Origin of the sequence: Ornithinimicrobium sp. (assembly GCF_051004135.1) — a bacterium.
In the GTDB taxonomy this organism is placed as follows: domain Bacteria; phylum Actinomycetota; class Actinomycetes; order Actinomycetales; family Dermatophilaceae; genus Ornithinicoccus.
Genome location: NZ_JBPCKQ010000135.1, coordinates 1 through 18773, shown reverse-complemented (window position 1 = coordinate 18773; position 18773 = coordinate 1). Strand labels below are relative to the sequence as shown.

The 18773-nt window shown below is 69.6% G+C and carries 22 protein-coding genes, 1 tRNA gene and 1 pseudogene; 14 read left to right on the top strand and 10 right to left on the bottom strand.

The features are described 5' to 3' along the window. Window positions 1-2 precede the first annotated feature (2 nt). A complete protein-coding gene (locus ACR2FV_RS08875; RefSeq protein ID WP_434015329.1) occupies window positions 3-1856 on the bottom strand; it encodes a glycoside hydrolase family 15 protein in 1854 nt (617 codons plus the stop codon). A gap of 170 nt (window positions 1857-2026) precedes the next feature. Between ACR2FV_RS08875 and ACR2FV_RS08870 the strand changes: the two genes are divergently transcribed. Next, the gene (locus ACR2FV_RS08870) at window positions 2027-2272 is read left to right on the top strand and encodes a type II toxin-antitoxin system Phd/YefM family antitoxin (protein WP_434015328.1); all 246 of its coding nucleotides are present in this window, start codon (window positions 2027-2029) and stop codon (window positions 2270-2272) included. Next, entirely contained in the window at window positions 2269-2655 is a 387-nt protein-coding gene (locus ACR2FV_RS08865; protein WP_434015327.1) for a type II toxin-antitoxin system VapC family toxin, read from the top strand. Before ACR2FV_RS08870 ends, ACR2FV_RS08865 begins: the two co-directional genes overlap by 4 nt. 49 nt (window positions 2656-2704) lie before the next feature. Here ACR2FV_RS08865 and ACR2FV_RS08860 read toward each other — a convergent pair whose 3' ends face one another. The 3 genes from ACR2FV_RS08860 to ACR2FV_RS08850 form a co-directional block, all read right to left on the bottom strand. Further along, entirely contained in the window at window positions 2705-3904 is a 1200-nt protein-coding gene (locus ACR2FV_RS08860) for a Fic family protein (protein WP_434015356.1), read from the bottom strand. A gap of 126 nt (window positions 3905-4030) precedes the next feature. Continuing rightward, window positions 4031-4120, bottom strand: a tRNA-Ser gene (locus ACR2FV_RS08855). Between the two features lie 10 nt (window positions 4121-4130). Beyond that, window positions 4131-4568: a nucleoside deaminase gene (locus tag ACR2FV_RS08850; RefSeq protein ID WP_434015355.1), complete on the bottom strand. Its 438-nt coding sequence runs from the start codon at window positions 4566-4568 to the stop codon at window positions 4131-4133. A gap of 138 nt (window positions 4569-4706) precedes the next feature. On the opposite strand from ACR2FV_RS08850, the gene ACR2FV_RS08845 reads away from it, so the two are divergent. The 3 genes from ACR2FV_RS08845 to ACR2FV_RS08835 are packed head-to-tail and all read left to right on the top strand — an operon-like array spanning window position 4707 to window position 6723. Further along, window positions 4707-4898, top strand: a complete 192-nt coding sequence (locus ACR2FV_RS08845) for a hypothetical protein (RefSeq protein ID WP_434015326.1) — start codon at window positions 4707-4709, stop codon at window positions 4896-4898. Between the two features lie 9 nt (window positions 4899-4907). Continuing rightward, window positions 4908-5546, top strand: a complete 639-nt coding sequence (gene upp, locus ACR2FV_RS08840; protein ID WP_434015325.1) for a uracil phosphoribosyltransferase — start codon at window positions 4908-4910, stop codon at window positions 5544-5546. A 10-nt stretch (window positions 5547-5556) separates the two neighbouring features. Beyond that, window positions 5557-6723 (top strand): aminotransferase class I/II-fold pyridoxal phosphate-dependent enzyme, encoded by a 1167-nt coding sequence (locus tag ACR2FV_RS08835; protein ID WP_434015324.1) that lies wholly within the window; start codon window positions 5557-5559, stop codon window positions 6721-6723. On the opposite strand, the gene ACR2FV_RS08830 is transcribed toward ACR2FV_RS08835, so the two are convergent. After that, window positions 6650-7099, bottom strand: coding sequence for an EamA family transporter (locus ACR2FV_RS08830; protein ID WP_434015323.1), 450 nt, complete (start codon window positions 7097-7099; stop codon window positions 6650-6652). The genes ACR2FV_RS08835 and ACR2FV_RS08830 overlap by 74 nt on opposite strands. Window positions 7100-7116: 17 nt before the next feature. On the opposite strand from ACR2FV_RS08830, the gene ACR2FV_RS08825 reads away from it, so the two are divergent. From ACR2FV_RS08825 to ACR2FV_RS08805, 5 genes are all read left to right on the top strand, one after another. Beyond that, window positions 7117-7266 carry a hypothetical protein gene (locus ACR2FV_RS08825; protein WP_434015322.1) on the top strand — a complete coding sequence of 50 codons (150 nt, stop codon included), beginning with the start codon at window positions 7117-7119 and terminating at the stop codon, window positions 7264-7266. 93 nt (window positions 7267-7359) lie between these two features. Further along, entirely contained in the window at window positions 7360-7527 is a 168-nt protein-coding gene (locus tag ACR2FV_RS08820) for a hypothetical protein (protein ID WP_434015321.1), read from the top strand. Window positions 7528-7531: 4 nt separating this feature from the next. After that, window positions 7532-8221 (top strand): PH domain-containing protein, encoded by a 690-nt coding sequence (locus ACR2FV_RS08815; RefSeq protein WP_434015320.1) that lies wholly within the window; start codon window positions 7532-7534, stop codon window positions 8219-8221. A 100-nt stretch (window positions 8222-8321) separates the two neighbouring features. Then, on the top strand, window positions 8322-8891 hold the full coding sequence (def, locus tag ACR2FV_RS08810) for a peptide deformylase (protein ID WP_434015319.1): 570 nt from the start codon (window positions 8322-8324) through the stop codon (window positions 8889-8891). 78 nt (window positions 8892-8969) lie between these two features. Continuing rightward, window positions 8970-10496, top strand: a complete 1527-nt coding sequence (locus ACR2FV_RS08805; RefSeq protein WP_434015318.1) for a DUF2252 domain-containing protein — start codon at window positions 8970-8972, stop codon at window positions 10494-10496. A gap of 51 nt (window positions 10497-10547) precedes the next feature. Here ACR2FV_RS08805 and ACR2FV_RS08800 read toward each other — a convergent pair whose 3' ends face one another. Beyond that, window positions 10548-11972: a sugar porter family MFS transporter gene (locus tag ACR2FV_RS08800; protein WP_434015317.1), complete on the bottom strand. Its 1425-nt coding sequence runs from the start codon at window positions 11970-11972 to the stop codon at window positions 10548-10550. Between the two features lie 158 nt (window positions 11973-12130). Here ACR2FV_RS08800 and ACR2FV_RS08795 point away from each other — a divergent pair, with 158 nt between their 5' ends. Together ACR2FV_RS08795 and ACR2FV_RS08790 are read left to right on the top strand one after the other, a co-directional pair. Beyond that, window positions 12131-13327 carry a pyridoxal phosphate-dependent aminotransferase gene (locus ACR2FV_RS08795; protein WP_434015316.1) on the top strand — a complete coding sequence of 399 codons (1197 nt, stop codon included), beginning with the start codon at window positions 12131-12133 and terminating at the stop codon, window positions 13325-13327. After that, window positions 13324-14280, top strand: a complete 957-nt coding sequence (locus tag ACR2FV_RS08790) for a 2-hydroxyacid dehydrogenase (protein WP_434015315.1) — start codon at window positions 13324-13326, stop codon at window positions 14278-14280. The genes ACR2FV_RS08795 and ACR2FV_RS08790 overlap by 4 nt, the downstream gene beginning before the upstream one ends. Before the next feature lie 61 nt (window positions 14281-14341). Here the strand turns inward: ACR2FV_RS08790 and ACR2FV_RS08785 are convergent. Next, window positions 14342-14446, bottom strand: a pseudogene (locus ACR2FV_RS08785) (type II toxin-antitoxin system Phd/YefM family antitoxin); the annotation flags it as partial. Between the two features lie 4 nt (window positions 14447-14450). Further along, window positions 14451-14969 carry a GNAT family N-acetyltransferase gene (locus ACR2FV_RS08780; protein ID WP_434015314.1) on the bottom strand — a complete coding sequence of 173 codons (519 nt, stop codon included), beginning with the start codon at window positions 14967-14969 and terminating at the stop codon, window positions 14451-14453. Between the two features lie 290 nt (window positions 14970-15259). On the opposite strand from ACR2FV_RS08780, the gene ACR2FV_RS08775 reads away from it, so the two are divergent. After that, on the top strand, window positions 15260-15559 hold the full coding sequence (locus tag ACR2FV_RS08775) for a hypothetical protein (RefSeq protein ID WP_434015313.1): 300 nt from the start codon (window positions 15260-15262) through the stop codon (window positions 15557-15559). Between the two features lie 6 nt (window positions 15560-15565). On the opposite strand, the gene ACR2FV_RS08770 is transcribed toward ACR2FV_RS08775, so the two are convergent. Then, window positions 15566-17317, bottom strand: coding sequence for a cation:proton antiporter domain-containing protein (locus tag ACR2FV_RS08770; RefSeq protein ID WP_434015312.1), 1752 nt, complete (start codon window positions 17315-17317; stop codon window positions 15566-15568). Window positions 17318-17516: 199 nt separating this feature from the next. Next, window positions 17517-18164 (bottom strand): class I SAM-dependent methyltransferase, encoded by a 648-nt coding sequence (locus tag ACR2FV_RS08765; RefSeq protein WP_434015311.1) that lies wholly within the window; start codon window positions 18162-18164, stop codon window positions 17517-17519. 72 nt (window positions 18165-18236) lie between these two features. On the opposite strand from ACR2FV_RS08765, the gene ACR2FV_RS08760 reads away from it, so the two are divergent. Beyond that, a partial coding sequence (locus tag ACR2FV_RS08760) for a radical SAM protein (protein WP_434015310.1) occupies window positions 18237-18773 on the top strand: 537 nt, incomplete at its 3' end.

The following is an 18773-nucleotide window of genomic DNA, read 5'->3' as shown; positions in this document are numbered from 1 at the left end:
CCTCAGCCGGCCGAGCGCTCCGCGCTCGCGGCGCCACCCTTGTCCTGCGGGCTTGCAGCAGCGTCCTGCTCACCCATCGCGCGGCACAGGATGGTGACGGCCTGGACCAGGCCCAGATGGGAGAAGGCCTGCGGGAAGTTGCCCATCTGTCGGCCCTGGCCCACGTCGTACTCCTCGGCCAGCAGCCCGACGTCGTTGCGCAACGACAGCAGCCGGTCCAGCAGCGCGCGGGCGTCGTCCAGGCGGCCCATCAGCGTGTAGGCGCTGACCAACCAGAAGCTGCAGATCAAGAACGGGTGCTCGGTGCCGTCGAGGCCGTCGGCGCCCGAGGAGGTCCGGTAGCGCAGCACCAGGCCGTCCGGCATCAGCTCGGTCTCGATCCGCTCGACGGTGCCGACGAACCGCGGGTCATCCGCCTCGATGAATCCCACCAAGGGCAACAGCAGCAGGGACGCATCGACCTCGGTCGTCTCGTAGTGCTGGGTGAAGGAGTTGACCTCGGTGTTGAAGCCATCGGTCAGGACCTGCTCGCGGACGATGTCACGCACTTCTTCCCATTTGTCCACCTCGGCGTCCAGACCGTGCTCCCGGACTGCCCGCAGGCCACGGTCCATGGCCACCCAGACCATGACCCGGGAGTGCGTGAAGGCACGACGGGGTCCGCGCATCTCCCACAGTCCGTGGTCCAGCTCCCACCAGTCCTGGGCCAGGTCATCGATCAGGGCACGCTGGAGGCGCCAGGAGTCCTCGGTCTCCTCCATGCCCTCGTCACGCAGCATCTCCAGGGCAACCATGACCTCCCCCAGCACGTCGGTCTGCCGCTGCCAGACGGCGTCGTTGCCGACCCGCACCGGTCGGGAGTCGGCATACCCGGGCAGGTGATCCAGCTCCCGCTCGGGCATCAGCCGGCTGCCGTCGACGGTGTACATGATCTGCAGATCGTCAGGGTCACCGGCGACCGCGCGCCGCAGCCAGTCCCGCCAAAGGACGGAGCGGTTGCCGAGTCCGGACATCTGCAGGGCCTGCACCGTCAAAGCAGCGTCCCGCAGCCAGGTGTAGCGGTAGTCCCAGTTGCGCGACCCGCCGAGCTCCTCGGGGAGCGAGGTCGTCGGAGCGGCCACGATCCCACCGGTCTGGGCGTGGGTCATGGAGCGCAACACGAGCAGGGAGTGGTCGACCGCCTCGGCGTACTCTTCGAGCTCGCAGCCGTCGCCGAGCCACTCGCGGGACTCCTCGATGGTCTCCTTCAGCCGAGCATCGATGTCGATCGGCTCGGGCAGATCCAGGTAGGAGGGAGACCAGACCATGCTGAAGGTCAGCACCTCGCCTTCACCGATCTCGAACTCGTCGACGTGGCGGTGGTCCTGCGGATGAGGCAGCCGCGGTCCACGCAGGATCAGCATGTCCGGCCCGGCCACGGCGACCAGCGCCTCGTCGCCGCCGTGCCTGCTGGGGTCGGGCTCGTGCCGCAGCCAGGGCACCATCTTGCCGTAGCCGAGCCGGACGACCCACTCGTGCTCCATCGTGACGGTGCCGGAGATGCCCTCGATCTGGCGTACGAGGTCGGCCCTGCCGTCCTCGGGGTGCATGACGTCCATCACCCGGACCGTGCCGGACTCCGTCTCGTGCGTCGTCTCCAGCACAAGGGTGCCCTCGAGGTAGCGCCGGGTGCTGCGTGCTTCCTCGCGCGGGGTGATCAGCCACCGCCCGTGCTCCGGGCCGCCGAGCAGCGCGGCGAAGCAGGCGTCGGAGTCGAAGCGCGGGAAGCACAGCCAGTCCACCGACCCGTCCCGGCTGACCAGCGCAACCGTATGCCGATCGCCGATCATGGCGTAGTCCTCGATCAGGTGTGACATTGCCATATCTTGCCACGCTGCCGCGTTTAGCTCGGGAGTCTGCCCGCGCACACCAAGTTCTGCTTGGGACAGTGCGTGCACGCTCGTCGATTCCCTGGGGAATGTGCACGTCGCGGGCCGTGTGCTCGGCATTCGACATTCGGCTACGGCCCCGGTGCTACGGTTGCTACATGAAGACGATCAGTCACCGGGAGCTACGCAACGACAGCAGTGCCGTGCTCCGTGAGGTGGGGCACGGCGAGTCGTTCCAGGTGACCAACCGGGGCGAGGTGGTGGCCACGCTGGTGCCGGCTCGAGTGGCCGCAGACCTGCGGTGCGTGCGACCAGCCAAGGGGTCGAGGCTGTCCGAGATGACCCGCCATGCGATCGACGAGCCCTCGGCGACCACCCTTGCCGAGCTGCGTGGCGAGCGGTGACGATCCTCTACCTCGACACCTCCGCGACGGTGAAGCTGCTCGTCGAGGAAGCCGAGTCCGCGGCTCTCGCGCAGCACCTCGACCGGCCGGACGTCGAGCCGGTGGCCTGCCTCCTACTGGAGACCGAGCTGCGCCGCTTCACGGTGCGGCACGGGCTTCCTCAGGCCGACGCCACCCACATCCTGGACGCCGTCTCGCTCTACGACATGCCGCGCAGCCTCTACTACGAGGCTGGCATTCGCCCCGGCCGACATCTGCGTTCGCTGGACGGGCTGCACCTGGGTGCGGCCGTCCGGCTCGGCGCTGACGCGGTGGCGACCTACGACCTGCGCATGCAGGACGCGGCGACCGAGCTGGGACTGGCCGTCCTCGCCCTCACCTGAGCCCACCGGCAGGTCCCGTCCCCCCCGCAGCTGCGCGGGTCGAGAACGCTCAGGAGTCTGCGGGCTCGGGGTCGAGAAGCACGGAAAGGACGGCTGGCGCAAAGAAACGGCGCCGGTAGGCGCTGCCCTTCTCCTGCAGCACATCGAGCTCCACCAGGTCCTGCACCAGTCGGTTGGCCCTCCCGTAGGAGACACCCAGGTCGCGCTCGACCTGGCGGACCGTGAACACGGAGTGTGACACCGCATAGTCCACCAGCGCATGTGCGGTGTCCGCACGCAGTCGGGAGCCACGCACGACCTCCTTCAACTGCTGCTGCGTCTTGACCAGGTCGAGCATCTGCCGATGCGTCACCGCGGCAGCTGCCGCGAGACCCTGGGCAAAGAAGCGGACCCAGGCATCCCATGCACTGTCGCAGCTCACCGAGTACAGACGGTCGTAGTACTGCGTGCGGCGCGCCTCGAACCACGGAGACACGGTGAGGGTCGGTTCGCTCAGCACACTCATGGTGCGTAGGTGCAGAACGATCAGGAGCCGACCGATCCGGCCGTTGCCGTCATGGAAGGGGTGCAGAGCTTCGAACTGGTAGTGCGCGAGCGCTGCGCTGATGACGGGGTCCACCGTCGCCCGACGATCCGTGGTCATCCAGCCGACCAGGTCGCGAACGCGGGCCTCGAGATCGGGACCGGGCGGCGACGGCACGAAACGGGCAGCCCTTACCGGCAGCTCGCCAAGAGTCGACGTCTGACGCTGCCCGATGACGACCTGAATATCGCGGACCCTGCCCGAGGAGGCACCATCCGCCGGCGTCCGGTACACCAGCATCCGTTGAAGCTCGCTCAGCATGGTCACACTCAGCGGCCGCCCGCTCTCGACCCACGCGAATGCCTGATCCGCCATGCTGACGAAGTTGAGCACCTCGCGCATGGTCTCACTCGTGGGTTCCTCGGACTCGGCAGTCAGCACGTCACGCAAGGGCTCGTACGTTCCCTCGAGGGCGGACGTGCTCTGCGCCTCTCGACGGAGAGACGGTCTACGCAGGAGACGAGGGTTGGGCAACTGGCGTGCCGTGCTGTCCAGGGCAGCAAGAGCAGCTCGAGCGTCGGCTACGGCAAGGTAGGTCGCAGGGGTCAGCTCGGGAGAGTCCTCGCCCAGCGGGTGGGGCACGAAGGCATGGTGCGACCACGCACCCAAACGTGGGTCGGTGCCGGGGATGGGAACCAACGAGCCGGATGTGTTGTTTCCGAACATTTCCACGTCCACGATGTCACCCTAACGACAGATGAGTGAAATTACGACGGGGTGGTTCACACTTGACGAACATGGTGACATCAGCACCGCCGCGCGCGGGCCGGGCAGACCGCACCGGAAACTGAGTGGCGGTGGCGGTGGGATTTGAACCCACGGAGGATTTGCACCCTCACACGCTTTCGAGGCGTGCTCCTTTGGCCGCTCGGACACGCCACCGCCCAGCAGGCTACCTGAGCCGCCGCGCGGCGAAAAATTGTGCGAGCAGCTGGGAGCAGGACCGCTCCAGCACTCCCGCAACAACCTCGGGCGTATGCAGTGATCGCCGGTCCCGGGGCAGGTCCCACACCGAGCCGCATGCCCCGGCCTTGAGGTCGAACGCCCCGAAGACGATCCGGTCCATCCGCGCCAGGACCGCCGCGCCCGCACACATCGCGCACGGCTCGAGGGTCACCACCAGGGTGCAGCCCGTCAGGCGCCACTGGCCCCGGGCCGACCCGGCGGCCCGCAGGGCCACGATCTCCGCGTGCCCCGTCGGGTCGGCCGCCGCCTCGCGCACGTTGTGCGCCCGGCCCAGCTCGACCCCGTCGGCGTCCACCACCAGCGCGCCCACCGGCACATCCGCCGACCCCTGAGCGCCGGCGGCGACGCCCAGCGCCGCCCGCATCCACCCCGCATACCCCTGCTGTCCCCACCCGGGCAGAGAGCCGCCCGGCGCGGGCCTGCCCCCGGAGTCAGTCACCCCGCCAGTCTGGTGCATAGGCGACGGCATCGTCGGCATCCCCCCGCTGGCCAGGGTGCGGTCATGGAGATCACCGACGCACAACGCGACGTGCGCGAGGTCTATCGCGGTGGCGCCGTCGGCACGGCCGTCTCCGGGGTGGTGTGGCTGCTGGCGGTCGTCGTCGGACAGTGGGTCGGCATCGGCCTGGCGCTCGCAGTGTGGCCGTGGGCTCTGGCCGCTGCACCCTGGGCCGACGGTGGCGGACCTGTGTAGGTTGCGGTCATGCGAGTCCATGTGGCCGACCACCCGTTGATCGCGCACAAGCTGACCTATCTGCGGGACAAACGGACCGACACCCCGACGTTCCGGCGGCTCGCCGACGAGCTGGTGACGCTGCTGGCCTACGAGGCCACCCGCGAGGTGCGGGTCACACCCTTCGACATCGAGACCCCGGTGGGGCCCACCAGCGGCATCCACCTAGCCACCCCCAAGCCTCTTGTGGTGCCGATCCTACGGGCCGGGCTGGGGATGCTCGACGGGATGATGCGGATGTTGCCCACGGCCGAGGTCGGCTTCGTCGGCATGGTGCGCAACGAGAAGACCCTCGAGGCCACGACCTACGCCAACCGCCTGCCCGACGACCTGGCCAACCGGCAGTGCTACGTGCTCGACCCGATGCTGGCCACCGGCGGCACCCTGGCCGCCGCGGTGCACTACCTGGTCGACCGCGGCGCCGACGACATCACGGCCATCACCCTGCTGTGCGCCCCCGAGGGCATCGCGCTGCTGGAGGAGAAGGTCGCCGACGTGCAGCCCCCCATCAGGCTGGTCACCGGGGCCGTCGACGAGCGGCTCAACGACCAGGGCTACATCGTCCCGGGCCTTGGCGACGCCGGCGACCGGCTCTACGGCGTGGTCTGAGCTCCAGCGGATGTCCGCCACCATGCCCACAGCTCACCGGTCGGCGATCGAGCCGTTCCATGTGATGGAGGTGCTCAAGGCCGGCGCGGAGCGGCAGCGCACCCACGGCGACGTGCTCCTGATGTGCGCGGGTCAGCCCTCCACCCCCGCTCCGCTGATCGTGCGGGAGGCGGCGGTCGCCGCCCTGGGCACCCAGGTGCTGGGCTACACCGAGGCCACCGGCATCGTCGGCCTGCGCGAGACCATCGCCGCGCACCACCGCGACTGGTATGCCGTGGACGTCACCGCCGACGACGTGGTCGTCACCACCGGCTCGTCCGGCGCCTTCTCCACCATCTTCCTGGCCGCGTTCGAGGCCGGTGACACCGTCGCGATGACCCGGCCCGGCTACCCCGCATACCGCAACACGCTGACCGCGTTGGGCTGCCGGGTGCTGGAGCTGGACTGTGGAGCCGGCACCCGCTACCAGCCCACGGTCGCGATGCTGGAGGAGCTGCCCGAGCCCCCCGCCGGGCTGATCGTCGCCAGCCCGGCCAACCCCACCGGCACCGTCATCGACGCCACCGAGCTGGCCGCGATCACGCAGTGGTGCGAGGCCAACGGCACCCTGCTGATCAGCGACGAGATCTATCACGGCCTGACCTACGGACCGCCGGCCACCAGCGCCTGGCAGACCTCCCGGTCGACGGTGGTGGTCGGCTCAGCGAGCAAGTACTTCTCGATGACGGGCTGGCGGCTGGGTTGGGCACTGCTGCCCGCCCACCTGCACCGGCCGGTGGAGGTGCTCGCGCAGAACCTGACCATCTGCCCGCCCGCGATCAGCCAGTATGCCGCGCTGCCGGCCTTCGGGGAGGCCGCCCGCGAAGAGCTGGACGGGCACGTCGAGCGGTATGCCGTCAACCGCCAGCTGCTTATCGAGCGACTGCCCGAGATCGGCCTGGACTCCTACGCCCCGCCAGATGGTGCCTTCTACGCCTGGTGCGACATCGGGCACCTCACCGACGACTCGGTTCAGTGGTGCAAGTCGGTGCTGCGCGAGACCGGGGTGGCGCTGACCCCTGGGGTGGACTTCGACACGGTGCACGGCAGACGGATGATGCGGCTCAGCTTCGCCGGATCGACCGCCGACGTGAGCGAGGCCATCGACCGGCTCGCCAGGTCAGCACTGCTGCGCTGAGGCCGGTCGCGGCTCCCCCCAGCGCCAGCATCATCCCGGCAAGTGTGATCGGGCCGAACGGTTCGGCGAGGAAGGCCACCCCGAGCGCGGTCCCGACGACGGGGTTGACCAACCCGAGCAGCGCCGTCGAGCCGGCAGGCATCCGGGTCAGGCCGGTGAACCAGCAGAGGTATGCCGCGCCGGTACCGATCACTCCCAGGTAGCCATAGGCCCACACAGCGGCACCGTCGAGCGCTGGTGGGCCGCCCTCGACCCACCAGGCGAACGGCAGCAACACCAGGCCACCGGCCACCAGCTGCCATCCCGTCGTGGCCAGCAGACCTACGGGACTCGCCCATCGCTTGAGCAGCACGAATCCGAGCGCGGAGGCGACCACCGCGCCCACTGGTGCGGTTGACCCCGCGCGGACGGGAGATGGTCGACCAGGCGGTGTCGGATCACCTGGCCAACGAGGCGCGACTGCTCTCCGGGCTCACCGCCGAGCAACGGCATACCCTGGCCGGCCTGCTCCGCGCGCTCAGCACATCACTCAGCGAGGACTGAAAACCGACGCGGCGTGCCTGGTGGGGCAGAAGTGGCGAGCCTGGCATGATGGCGATCGACGTGTGATCATCCACCCGCCACGAGGAGTCCGTGATGCCGAAGAGAATCAAGCAGATCCTGCTGTGGCTGCTGTTCGGCTTCCTCATCTACGCCATCATCACCAGCCCGGAGCGAGCGGCCGACATCGTCCAGGCGGTCTGGGACATCATCTATGAGGGCTTCGCCAACATCGGGCAGTTCTTCGAAGCCCTGATGCGGTAGGCGCATGCTCGGGTCGGCCCGCACGGTCGAGTCCGGGATCAAGGTCAGCAGCCGGATCCTGGAGCGCTACCTGCTGCGTGGGGAGAATGTGGTCGTGGCGAACCGGCAGCACTGGGCCAAGCTGTCCGAGCCGGCGGCCACGGTCCTGCTGGGCTTCCTGGTCGTCGCCTGGCTGGGGTCGGTGATCGAGCGTGCCACCGACTCTCCGGCGCTGTGGTTGTGGTGGGGCTGGCTGGCGCTGGTCGCCCGGCTCGGCTGGAAGCTGCTGGAGTGGCGCAACGAGTGGTTCGTCGCCACCGACAAGCGACTGCTGATGACCTACGGACTGTTCACCCACCGGGTGGCGATGATGCCGTTGCGCAAGGTCACGGACATGAACTACGGCCGCCCCGTCATCGGCCGGGTCCTCGGCTACGGCACCTTCACCCTGGAGTCGGCCGGGCAGGACCAGGCGATGCACCGGATCAGCTGGGTGCCCCATCCGGACGACACCTACCGGGAGATCTGCGAGATCATCTTCGGCCCGGGTGGTCACGACGTCGAGGAGGATCTCGCCGAGCCGGAGGATGAGGAAGACCAGAGCGCCGGGGGTGAGCCCCGTGGCCGGGACGAGGACCCCGGTTGGGAGATCTCGCCACCCCGGCGCCGCGGTGGCGGTGGCCGCGACGTCACCGGACCGCTGCCCCCGCGGTAGCAGTGTCGAGCGGCACCGTGCCGGTTCGAGCACGGGGGTATGACGTGCGCGCACCGTTCTAGACTGCTGCGGCAGCACCGCGACAGCACAAGGAGACGACGTGGCAGTCCGTGAGATCACGGTCATCGGGCACCGGGCCCTGCACCAGCCCACCAAGAAGGTGCGCGAGGTGACCGACGAGGTCCGCGACCTCGTGGCCGACATGTTCGAGACCATGACCGCTGCCGAGGGTGTGGGCCTGGCCGCCAACCAGGTCGGGGTGCGGCTGCGGTTGTTCGTCTACGACTGCCCGATGCCGAACCGTTCGCACGCACGCGGCGTGATCATCAACCCCGTGCTGCATCGCCTGGGCACCCCCGAGCCGCTGGACGAGGAGGAGGACGGCGAGGGCTGCCTGTCGGTGCCCGGCGAGTTCTTCCCCCTCGCGCGCTTCCCCCGGGCCCGGGTCACCGGCACCGACCTGGACGGCAACGACCTGGTCGTCGAGGGCGAGGGTTTGCTGGCTCGCTGCCTGCAGCACGAGACCGACCACCTCGACGGTCTGCTGTATGTCGACAAGCTCACCGGGCCGTGGAAGCGGGCGGCGCGGGAGGCGGTCAAGGACCGCGGCTGGGAGGTGGACGGACTGACCAAGTGGGACCCCTCCTCCACCAAGGCGGACGACGTCTGAGGCAGCGCTCCCCGTAGGCGAGCGACGGCATACCTGCGTAGTGTGCCGCTGGGGACCCACGACGGAAGGACACCCTCGATGGCTGACACGACGACCGGCGAGCCGACCAAGGCCGAGCTCTACGAGCAGGCCAAGGAGCAGGACATCCAGGGACGCTCCACGATGAGCAGGGGCGAGCTCGAGCGCGCGCTCGCCGAGAGGGGCGCCACGGAGCAGCTGCCCGGTCCGGAGTCCGGCGACCCCGAGCCCGGGACGGTGTCCCGATACCAGGCCTTCGAGGCGCTGGCCCGGGCCCGTGCCGCCGGCGCGGTGGTGCTGCTGCCGCGGCAGTTGACCGGCGAGGCCCGCCGCCAGCACGTCCGCCAGACCATCCGGGAGGACCACGCCCAGCGGATCAAGCTGCAGTCCGAGGACGCCCAGGCGAAGTTCGACAAGCTCGACGGCTCGCTCTACTCCTTCTTCCGCGGGACCTGTCTGCTGTTCTACCGGGACCTGGCCGGTGAGGACGCATGGATGCCGACCGTGCTCGCCCTTGGCGACGTGCACCCGGAGAACTACGGGGTCATGCCCAGTGCCGACAACGTGCCGATCTTCGGGGTCAACGACTTCGACGAGGCCGCCTACGCCCCGTTCACCTGGGACCTCAAGCGGGGGGCCGTGGGATTCATGCTCGCCGCGGAGGAGGAGGGCGGCCACGGGCCCAAGAAGCAGGCCAAGATCGTGCGGCACTTCGTGCGCGGCTACATCGAGGGGATGAGCAAGTTCGAGTCCGACGGTGGGGAGATGGACCAACAGATCCGCTTCGACAATGCGCCCAAGCTGATCCAGGACCTCATCGAGGACTGCCTGAAGGACCGCAAGAAGTGGCTGTCCAAGAAGTACCACGACGAGTACAAGCGGGGGTTCCGGGCGGACGACGAGATCATCCCCTTGACCAGTCGACGCGATGAGTTCCAGGCCATCGTCGACCGCTTCGTCCGCGAGAGTGTGCACCAGGTGCCGCCGCGCGCCGGGGCGATGAAGGTCAAGGACGTCGCCATCCGGCGAGGCGCCGGCACCGCGTCGCTGGGCCTGGCTCGCTACTACCTGATGATGGAAGGAGTGAAGGCCGACGCCACCGACGACTTCGTCATCGAGTTCAAGCAGGCCCGGCTCTCCGCCTTGGCCGGCCTGGTGCCGCCCTCGGACTTCGCCGTCGACGGTCAGGGCGAGCGCATCGCCCACGCGCACGGGGTGCAGCTGGTGCGCGGTGACGTGTTCTACGGCCACGTGGAGTTCGAGGGCCGCAGCTTCATGAGCCGGGAGCGCGCTCCCTACCGCGGCGACATCGACCTCGACGACCTGAGCATGTCGCAGTGGAAGGACTACGCCCGCATCTGCGGCTCGTCGCTGGCCCACGCCCACGCGCTGTCCGACGAGGTCGGCGAGCTGGACCACGACATCGAGCCGGAGATCCTCAAGGCGATGACGCCCTACGAGCTGTTCATCGATGACATTGTGCGCTTCGCCCATGAGGCCTCGGACAACTACCGCAGCGACCACCATGCCTTTCAGGCCGATCACCGCCTCGGGGCCTTCCGCACCACCGACACTATCCATCGCTGAGCGACCCTGCCCGCATCCCCGACCGGCTCGCTCGTCGCCGCACGGCAAGGCCTACATGTCCTCGAGCTCTCGGCCCTTGGTCTCGGGGACGAACTTGATCACGAACAGCAGGGACAGCACCGCGAACGTCGTGTAGAAGCCGTAGGCGAAGCCGAGCCCGATGTTGGCCATCGACGGGAACGATGTCGAGATGGCGAAGTTGGCCAGCCACTGGGCCGCCGCTGCAACGCCCAGGGCGGTGCTGCGGATCCGGTTGTTGAACATCTCGCCCAGCAGCACCCAGACGCCCGGGCCCCACGACATACCGAAGAAGACCACGAACAGGTTGGCGGCGATCAGGGCGCTGACACCGGAGGAGTCGCTCAGCACAGGCTCCAGGACACCGTCGGCGTTCTCCACCTGCTGAGCCGTGGCGAACAGGAAGGCCAGGGTGCCCAGGGTCAGCGCCATGCCCGCCGACCCGATTGTGAGCAGCCGCCGCCGGCCGATCCTGTCGATCAGCAGGATGGCGACGATGGTCACCACGATGTTGGTCACCGAGGTGATCACCGTCTGGGTCAGGGCGTCCTCCTCGGAGAAGCCGACGGAGCGCCACAGCGTCGAGGAGTAGTAGAAGATGACGTTGATCCCGACGAACTGCTGGAAGACCGACAGCGCGATGCCGATCCACACGATCGGCAGCAGGTTGCCGCCGCCGGGCTTGACCAGGTCCTTCACCGACGCCCGGGTGTCGACGGCGAGGGTGCGCTTGATCTCCTTCATCCGCGAGTCGATGCCGTGCTTCATGACGCTGCCCAGGACCTCGCGCGCGTTCCGCTCATCGTGGTTGGCGACCAGGAAGCGGGGGGACTCCGGGATGGTCAGCGCGAGCACACCGTAGGCCAGGGCGGGCACGACCTCGGCGATGAACATCCAGCGCCAGGCGGTCAGGCCCCACAGCGGGTCCGCCGCGCCCCCCGCCGTGGTCGCCAGGAAGTAGTCGGACAGCAGGGCCACGAAGATGCCGGTCACGATGGCCATCTGCTGCAGCGAGCCCAGCCGGCCACGGATCGAGGCCGGCGAGATCTCGGCGATGTAGGCCGGGGCGATGACCGACGCGGCGCCGACCCCCAAACCACCTAGGACCCGCCAGCCGATCAGGTCCCACGGACCGAAGGCCAGTCCCGAGCCGATCGCGCTGGCCAGGAACATGGCTGCGGCCAGCACCATGACCCGGATCCGGCCGATCCGGTCGGCCAGCCGACCGGCCAGGTAGGCGCCGGCCACGCAGCCCAGCAACGCCGAGGACACGATGAAGCCGAGCAACCCCTTGCCGACCTCGAAGTCCGCCTCGATGGCGCCTACCGTGCCGTTGATGACCGCGGTGTCGAACCCGAACAGGAATCCGCCGAGCGCGGCCACCGAGGCGAGATGGATAGCCTTGCCCAGGTAGTAGTCGTCCCGGGTCTCCTTCGGAGCCTGCTCCGTCTGGGACATGTGCCGCCGCCTCTCCCGGGGCACCGGCGCCCCGACATCGATGGTGCGGTCGCCGTCGGCCGCGCTCTCCGACGCAGTATGACGTAGTCACGTCGCGGTGTCAGGTGGCGGGATCGGTAGGGTGTCGGCGACCGGGCACCGACACGAAGGAGTGCGCCATGGCGCTGGCACAGCGACTGTCCCGACTGGGCACGGAGACGGCGTTCGCGGTGGCCCTGGCCGCCGCCGACTGGAAGGCACAGGGGCACCGGGTCTACCCGTTCCACCTCGGTGATCTCAACCTGCCGATGGCCCCGCACATCGTCGAGGCGATGAACGCCGCGATCGCCGACGGCAAGACCGGCTACTGCCCTGGGGCCGGCATCCCGCCCCTGCGCGAGGCCCTCGCCCAGGACATCGGGGAGCGGCGCGGCACGACATACGACCCGGACCAGGTCGTGGTGATGACCGGCGGCAAGCCGGTGATCGGCAAGTTCCTTCAGGCGGTGATGGACCCGGGCAAGGGCGTGCTCTATCCCAACCCCGGCTTCCCGATCTACGAGTCGCAGATCGAGTACCTCGGCGGGCAGGCGCTGCCCTACGGCTACCTGCCGACCTACGACGGCTTCGCGATCGACCTCGACCAGGGGCGCGCCTCGACCACTGACGACACGGTGGCGCTGATCTACAACGACCTGCAGAATCCGATCTCGGCCGAGTCCAGCGCCGCGGAGCGCGAGGCGATCGCAGCACTGGCGGTCGAGCACGACCTGTGGGTGCTGTCCGACGAGGCCTACTACGAGATGCGCTACGAGGGCACCTCGGCCTCGATCGCCACCTTGCCGGGGATGGCGCAGCGGACCGTGATCCTCTACACGTTCAGCAAGAAGTTCGCGATGACCGGGTCCCGGCTGGGGTGCGCGGTGGCGCCGCGGGAGATCGCATCGGTGCTGTCGACGATGAACACCAACGACGAGTCGTGCACCACCCACTACGTGCAGTGGGCCGGCATCGCGGCGCTGCAGGGCGACCAGCAGCCGGTCGCCGACATGCTCGACGTGCTGCGCGAGCGTCGCGACGTGGCGTGCGAGCTGGTCGACTCCATCCCTGGGATGCACGTGCAGACCCCACGCTCGACCTTCTACCTCTTCCCCGACGTCACCGAGACCCTGCAGCGGATGGGGATGAGCGACGTGAGCGAGTTCGCCACTCAGGCCCTGCACGCCACCGGCGTCAGCTTCTGCACCCGCCGGCACTTCGGCCGGCCGCTGGCCGGGGAGGACCGCGACTACATCCGGCTGGCCTACTCCGGCATCGACGCCGCCGACATCACCGAGGGCTTGACCGCACTCAAGTCGTGGATCGAGTCGGCATGAGCCGGGTGGTCGTGACGGGACGAATCCCCGAGGTGGCGCTGGAGTCGCTGCGCGCGGAGCACGAGGTCGACGCCTGGGAGGCTGCCGAGCCGATCGGCCGGGACGAGCTGCTGAATCGGGTGGCCGGGGCCGACGCCCTGGTCACCCTGCTCACCGAGCGGGTCGACGCCGAGCTGCTCGACGCGGCCGGGCCGCAGCTGCAGGGGGTGGCCAACGTCGCGGTCGGCTACAACAACATCGACGTGCCGGTATGCCGGGAGCGCGGCGTGGTCGTCACCAACACTCCCGACGTGCTCACCGAGGCGACGGCCGACATCGCGATGGGGCTCATCCTGATGGCGACCCGCCGGCTGGGTGAGGGCGAGCGGATCATCCGGCGCCGCGAGCCGTGGGCATGGGGCATGTTCTATCTGCTCGGCTCGGGGCTGCAGGGCAAGACCCTCGGCGTGATCGGGCTGGGCGGGATCGGGGCGGCCACGGCGCGGCGGGCCCGGGCGTTCGGTATGCGGATCGCCTACTCCTCGCGCAACCCCTGCTCGCCGGAGGTGGCACAGGAGCTGGGCGCGCAGCGGCTGGAGCTCGACGAGCTGCTGCGCACGGCCGACGTGGTCTCGGTGCACTGCCCCTACAGCGACGCCACGCACCACCTGATCGGGGCCCAGCAGCTGGCCCTGATGCCAGACACGGCATACCTGGTCAACACAGCGCGCGGACCGATCGTCGACGAGGCCGCCCTGGCCGATGCGCTGAGCGAGCGCAGCATCGCGGGGGCCGGGCTGGACGTGTTCGAGCAGGAGCCGCAGGTGCACGAGGGACTGCTGGAGCTGGACAACGTCGTGCTGGTGCCGCACCTGGGCTCGGCGACCATTGAGACGCGCACCGCGATGGCGACCCTGGCCGCCGACAACGCCCTGGCGGTGCTGCGCGGCGAGGACCCGCCCACCCCCGTTTGATAGGAGAAGTGCACGCCCCGCCCCGCTGAGCCGACCCCCGGGTCACCGGCTCCAACCGTGCTATCGGCATGCCATCGCGAGTGATCGTCAACCGTTCCCCAGCCGCAACCCGATCAAGGATCTTGCCGCCGTGACTGCGCAGTTCTCGCGCCGATGCCTCAGCCATCCGTTCAGCCTATTGCGCGTGACACGCCGGCGAAAAGATCTTTGACCAGGAGCTCCGTGTGCTCGATCTCGGGATGCTTGACCCCGGCGAGGTCGACCCAGGTGTAGCGCAGGGCGTCGGCCAGACCGGTGTGCTGATAGCCCAGCCGCAGATAGAGCGCGCGGGCTCTCGGGTTCTCCTGGTCGACACCGACGGCCACCTGGGCGTGGCCCCGACCAGCGATCACGCTCTCCGCCGCCGCCATGAGCGCCGACCCGACGCCCTGCCCCCGGTGCGCCTCCCCGACCTGCAGGTGCGCGATCTCCGGCACCTCGGCATACCGGCTGCGGGCCTCCTGCCCCAGCGGTCCGGACCAGCGGATCACCCCCGCTCCCCTGGCCTGTCCGTCCTGCCAGGCCGCGAGGTATGTCGTGGCGCCGGTCTGTGCCGACCGCAGGTGGGCGCGGTGCACCTGCGCGGGTCCGCTGGGCAGGTCGCGTTCGAGCCGCGCCAGGTCAATGGCGTCCACTTCGCGCACGCACATGAACTGCCTCCCTCGGTGCGGCCACCAGGCACCTCTGCTTGACGAATGCCTCGATCATGCCGCACGCCGGTCGGTAGCATCGAGCGATGAGACCCCCGACGGTTGGCAGGCCGAGGGGATCGCGGCCGGACCGGGGACGACGGTCTATGCCGGCTCGCTGGCCACCGGCGCGGTGTGGCAGGCCGACCCGCGCACCGGAGAGGGCGGTGTGCTCGTGCCGGCCCAGGACGGGCGAGGATGTCGCCGCATATCAGCTGGGTGCTGCCGACGGGTCCTCCTTCGTCAACGACGTGACGATCACACCGGACGCCGCATGGTTCACCGACGCCGATCTCCCCGCCGTCGACGGCATCCTGCTGCAGGGCCGCACCCTCGGTGTCGTGCGGAAACGGTTTGAGGAGATCGCGGTGCTGCGCCTGTCCCCTGACCTGACCTCGGCCATGCTGACGGACACGCTGACCGACCCGGACTTCGCCGTGCCCACCACCGTCGCTGCGTTCGGTCCGTCGCTGTATGCCGTCAACGCCCGCTTCGGGACCCCCGACCCGGCGCAGACGACCTACGAGATCGTCAAGGTCGACGGGTCCTGAGCGCGCTCAGGCAGTGACGCGGTGCTGGAAGCACCAGCGCCAGTCCTCCCCCGGCTCGGCGGACTCCATCACGGGGTGACCGGTCTCCCGAAAGTGCTCGCTGGCGTGCCGCAGCGGTGAGGAGTCGCAGCACCGGGGCTCTCCGCATACCAGGCACTGCCGCATCGCCACCCAGGTGACGCCCTGCTCTGCGCAGGGCCGGCAGACCGGGTCGACCGCTGTCTCGACCGACGGGTAGTGGGTCATGTCCTCGCAGCTGTCGCCGGCCAGCCGCTGCCCGTCCGTGACGGCGCCGGCCATGGCCTGCCGCTCCTGCAGCGCGAACTCCAGCGTCGACTCCTCTATGTCGAGCATGGAGAGGACCTCGCTGACGACCTCCGCGGGCACCCGACCGGTGTCCCGGATCTGCAGCACCCGCTCGCGCTCGGCCTCGATCATGGCCCGGCGGGTGCGGGAGTAGACGTCGCTGGGCGAGACCTGGTCCTGGGCCGTCGCCAGCCGCTCCCAGGCCGCGAAGTTGCGCTGCTCGATGCGGTCGCGGATCACCTGAGCCGTTCCGTGGCGGTCGTCCTTCTCCAGCTCCTCCAGGTGCTCCAATCCGGCGTAGGAGGCCTGCTCCAGCAGCGAGGCCCGGGCCAGGGCGTCCTCGGTGGGGTCCGGGCCCGGCACGCGCAGCCGTCGCGCGAGCCAGGGCAGGGTCAGCGCCTGCAGGAACAGCGTGCCGGCCACGACGGTGAAGGCGACGAGCAGGAGGACCTCCCGGTCCTCGACACGGGCGGGGATGACGAAGGCCGCGGCGAGGGTGACCACGCCGCGCATGCCGGCCCAGCCCACCACGAGTGTGGAGGACCAGGGCAGCGCACCGTCGCGGCTGCCCCCGGTTCCTGGGCGCACCAGCAGGGCTCGGGTGCACACGACCCAGCCCAGCCGCAGCAGGATGACCGCGAGCAGGGTCGCCAGGCAGACCGCCGCGATGCGGACGGGCTCGACATCGCTGGAGCCGACGGCCTGGATGATCCGGCTGGCCTGCAGGCCGATGAGCAGGAAGACGGTGTTCTCCAGGACGTAGGCGATCGTGCGCCAGTTGAGCCGCTCGGCGATCCGGGACTGGGCGGTCTGCAGCACCGGGGCGTGGTGCCCGAGCAGCAGCCCGGCGACGACGACGCTGATCACACCGGACGCCGCGATCTGCTCGGCCGCGACGAACGTCGCGAACGGCGTGACGAGGGAGGTCGCGCTGTCCAGCAGGGGGTCGGAGATGCTGCGGCGCAGCCGGGCCACGAGCTGGTAGGCCAGCAACCCGACCAGCACCCCACCGCCTGCAGCGATCAGGAAGTCCAGCCCGATCCGGCCGAGCTCACCGCCACTGAACCCGGCGGACATCGCCGTGGCCGCGATGGCGGTGCGCAGCGCGACGAGGGCGGTGGCGTCGTTGAACAGTGACTCCCCCTCCAGGATGGTCACCACCCGCCGCGGCAGCCCGATGCGGCGCCCGATCGCGGTGGCCGCCACGGCGTCCGGGGGCGCGACCACGGCGCCGATGGCCAGCGCCGCGGCCCAGCCGATGCCGGGGAGGACGGCATGGACCGTGACCCCGACCCCTATGGTCGTGACGACCACCAGTCCCACGGACAGCAGCAGGATGGGACGCCGGTTGGCGTTGAAGTCGACCAGCGAGGTCTGCAGCGCGGCGGCATACAGCAGCGGCGGCAGCAGGCCGATGAGGACCACCTCCGGCTCCAGCCGGAACGAGGGCATGACCGGCAGGTAGGACCCGGCGATGCCGGCAGCGATCAGCAGCAGCGGCGGGGGATGGAGAGGCGCTCGGCTGCGGCCGTCCCGGCCAGGACGGCGACCGCCATGCCCACCAGCAGTAGCGCGATCTCCACGGACCCCATCATCGGGCATCACGGCACCACCCGTCAGCCCCCCGGGCGTCGACACACCCCGACAGGGCTCAGTCGGTGCGGCGCAGCAGCACGGCCGTGAACTGCTGGATCTTGCCCCACGGCGTCTCGTGGTCCTCCCCGGCCGTGGAGACGAGCTCGAAGCCCGGGAACTCGGCCGTCAGCTCCTCGTGGGTGTAGCGCACGATCGGCAGCCCGCTGCACGTGGTGGGCCCGTCGGGACCGAACGTCGCGACCACGGCCCAGCCGCCCGGTGCCAGGGCGTAGCGCAGCGAGGCGAGGTAGTCCTCGCGCTCGTCGGGCTCGGTGAGGAAGTGGTAGACCGCCCGGTCGTGCCACAGGGCGTAACGCCGGTTGCGCCGCATCTCCAGCACGTCGGCGATCTCCAGCACCACGTCGTCCCCCGCCGGACCGAGCCGGTCGCGCACCGTCTGCAGGGCACTGGCGGACAGGTCGACGGCGGTGAGGTCGGTGTAACCGCGCTCGAGCAGGTGATCGACCAGCGTGGACCAGCCGGCCCCGACATCGATGATCGACCGGTCGCGGGGCACCTGGGTCGCATCGACAAGTCCCAGGGACAGCCCGGGCACCGACTGCCACCAGGAGACGCCGTCGACGTCGTGGCCGGTGTGCACGCTCTCCCAGAAGGCCGATCGCGCGGCAGCATCCTGCGGACGTTCGGTGCTCGTATCGGCCACGACTGGCTCCTCGCCTCAAGCGTCATAGTTTCGTTACTTAGGAAAGTACCTGCTGGGAAGTAGTCTGCACAGATGGTCGAACCAGCGGCTGCGCCCGCCCCCCAGGAACTCGGTGACATCGGCAGACTCGTCGACGGTGGTGACATGGACTGCGGCAGCGGGCTGCTGTTGCTCATCACCCGGGCGATGCGGCGACTCACCGAGGGGGAGCTGCTCGGGATCTGCAGCGCGGAGGCGAGTGTCACCGTCGACCTCCCGGTGGGGGCCGAGCTGGTCGGTCACGAGCTCGCGGCGCAGGTGGCGGAGTCCGACACCGGGCCGTGGTGGTTCGCGGTGCGCAAGAACGCCCGGGTCTCCACCGTCTTCAGCCTCGGCGAGCGCACCCCCGTCGGGCACCGGTTGTGGGCCTACACCAACTTCGACTGCAACCTCGCGTGCACCTACTGCTGCGCCGAGTCCTCGCCCAAGGCCGCCGCGCGCCGGTTGGACCCCGCCGTGGCCCGGGAGGCCTTCGCGGAGTTCGCCGAGCTGGGCGGTCGAGAGCTCTTCCTGACCGGCGGTGAGCCGTTCATGCACCCCCAGCTCGGCGAGCTCATCGACGCCGGCAAG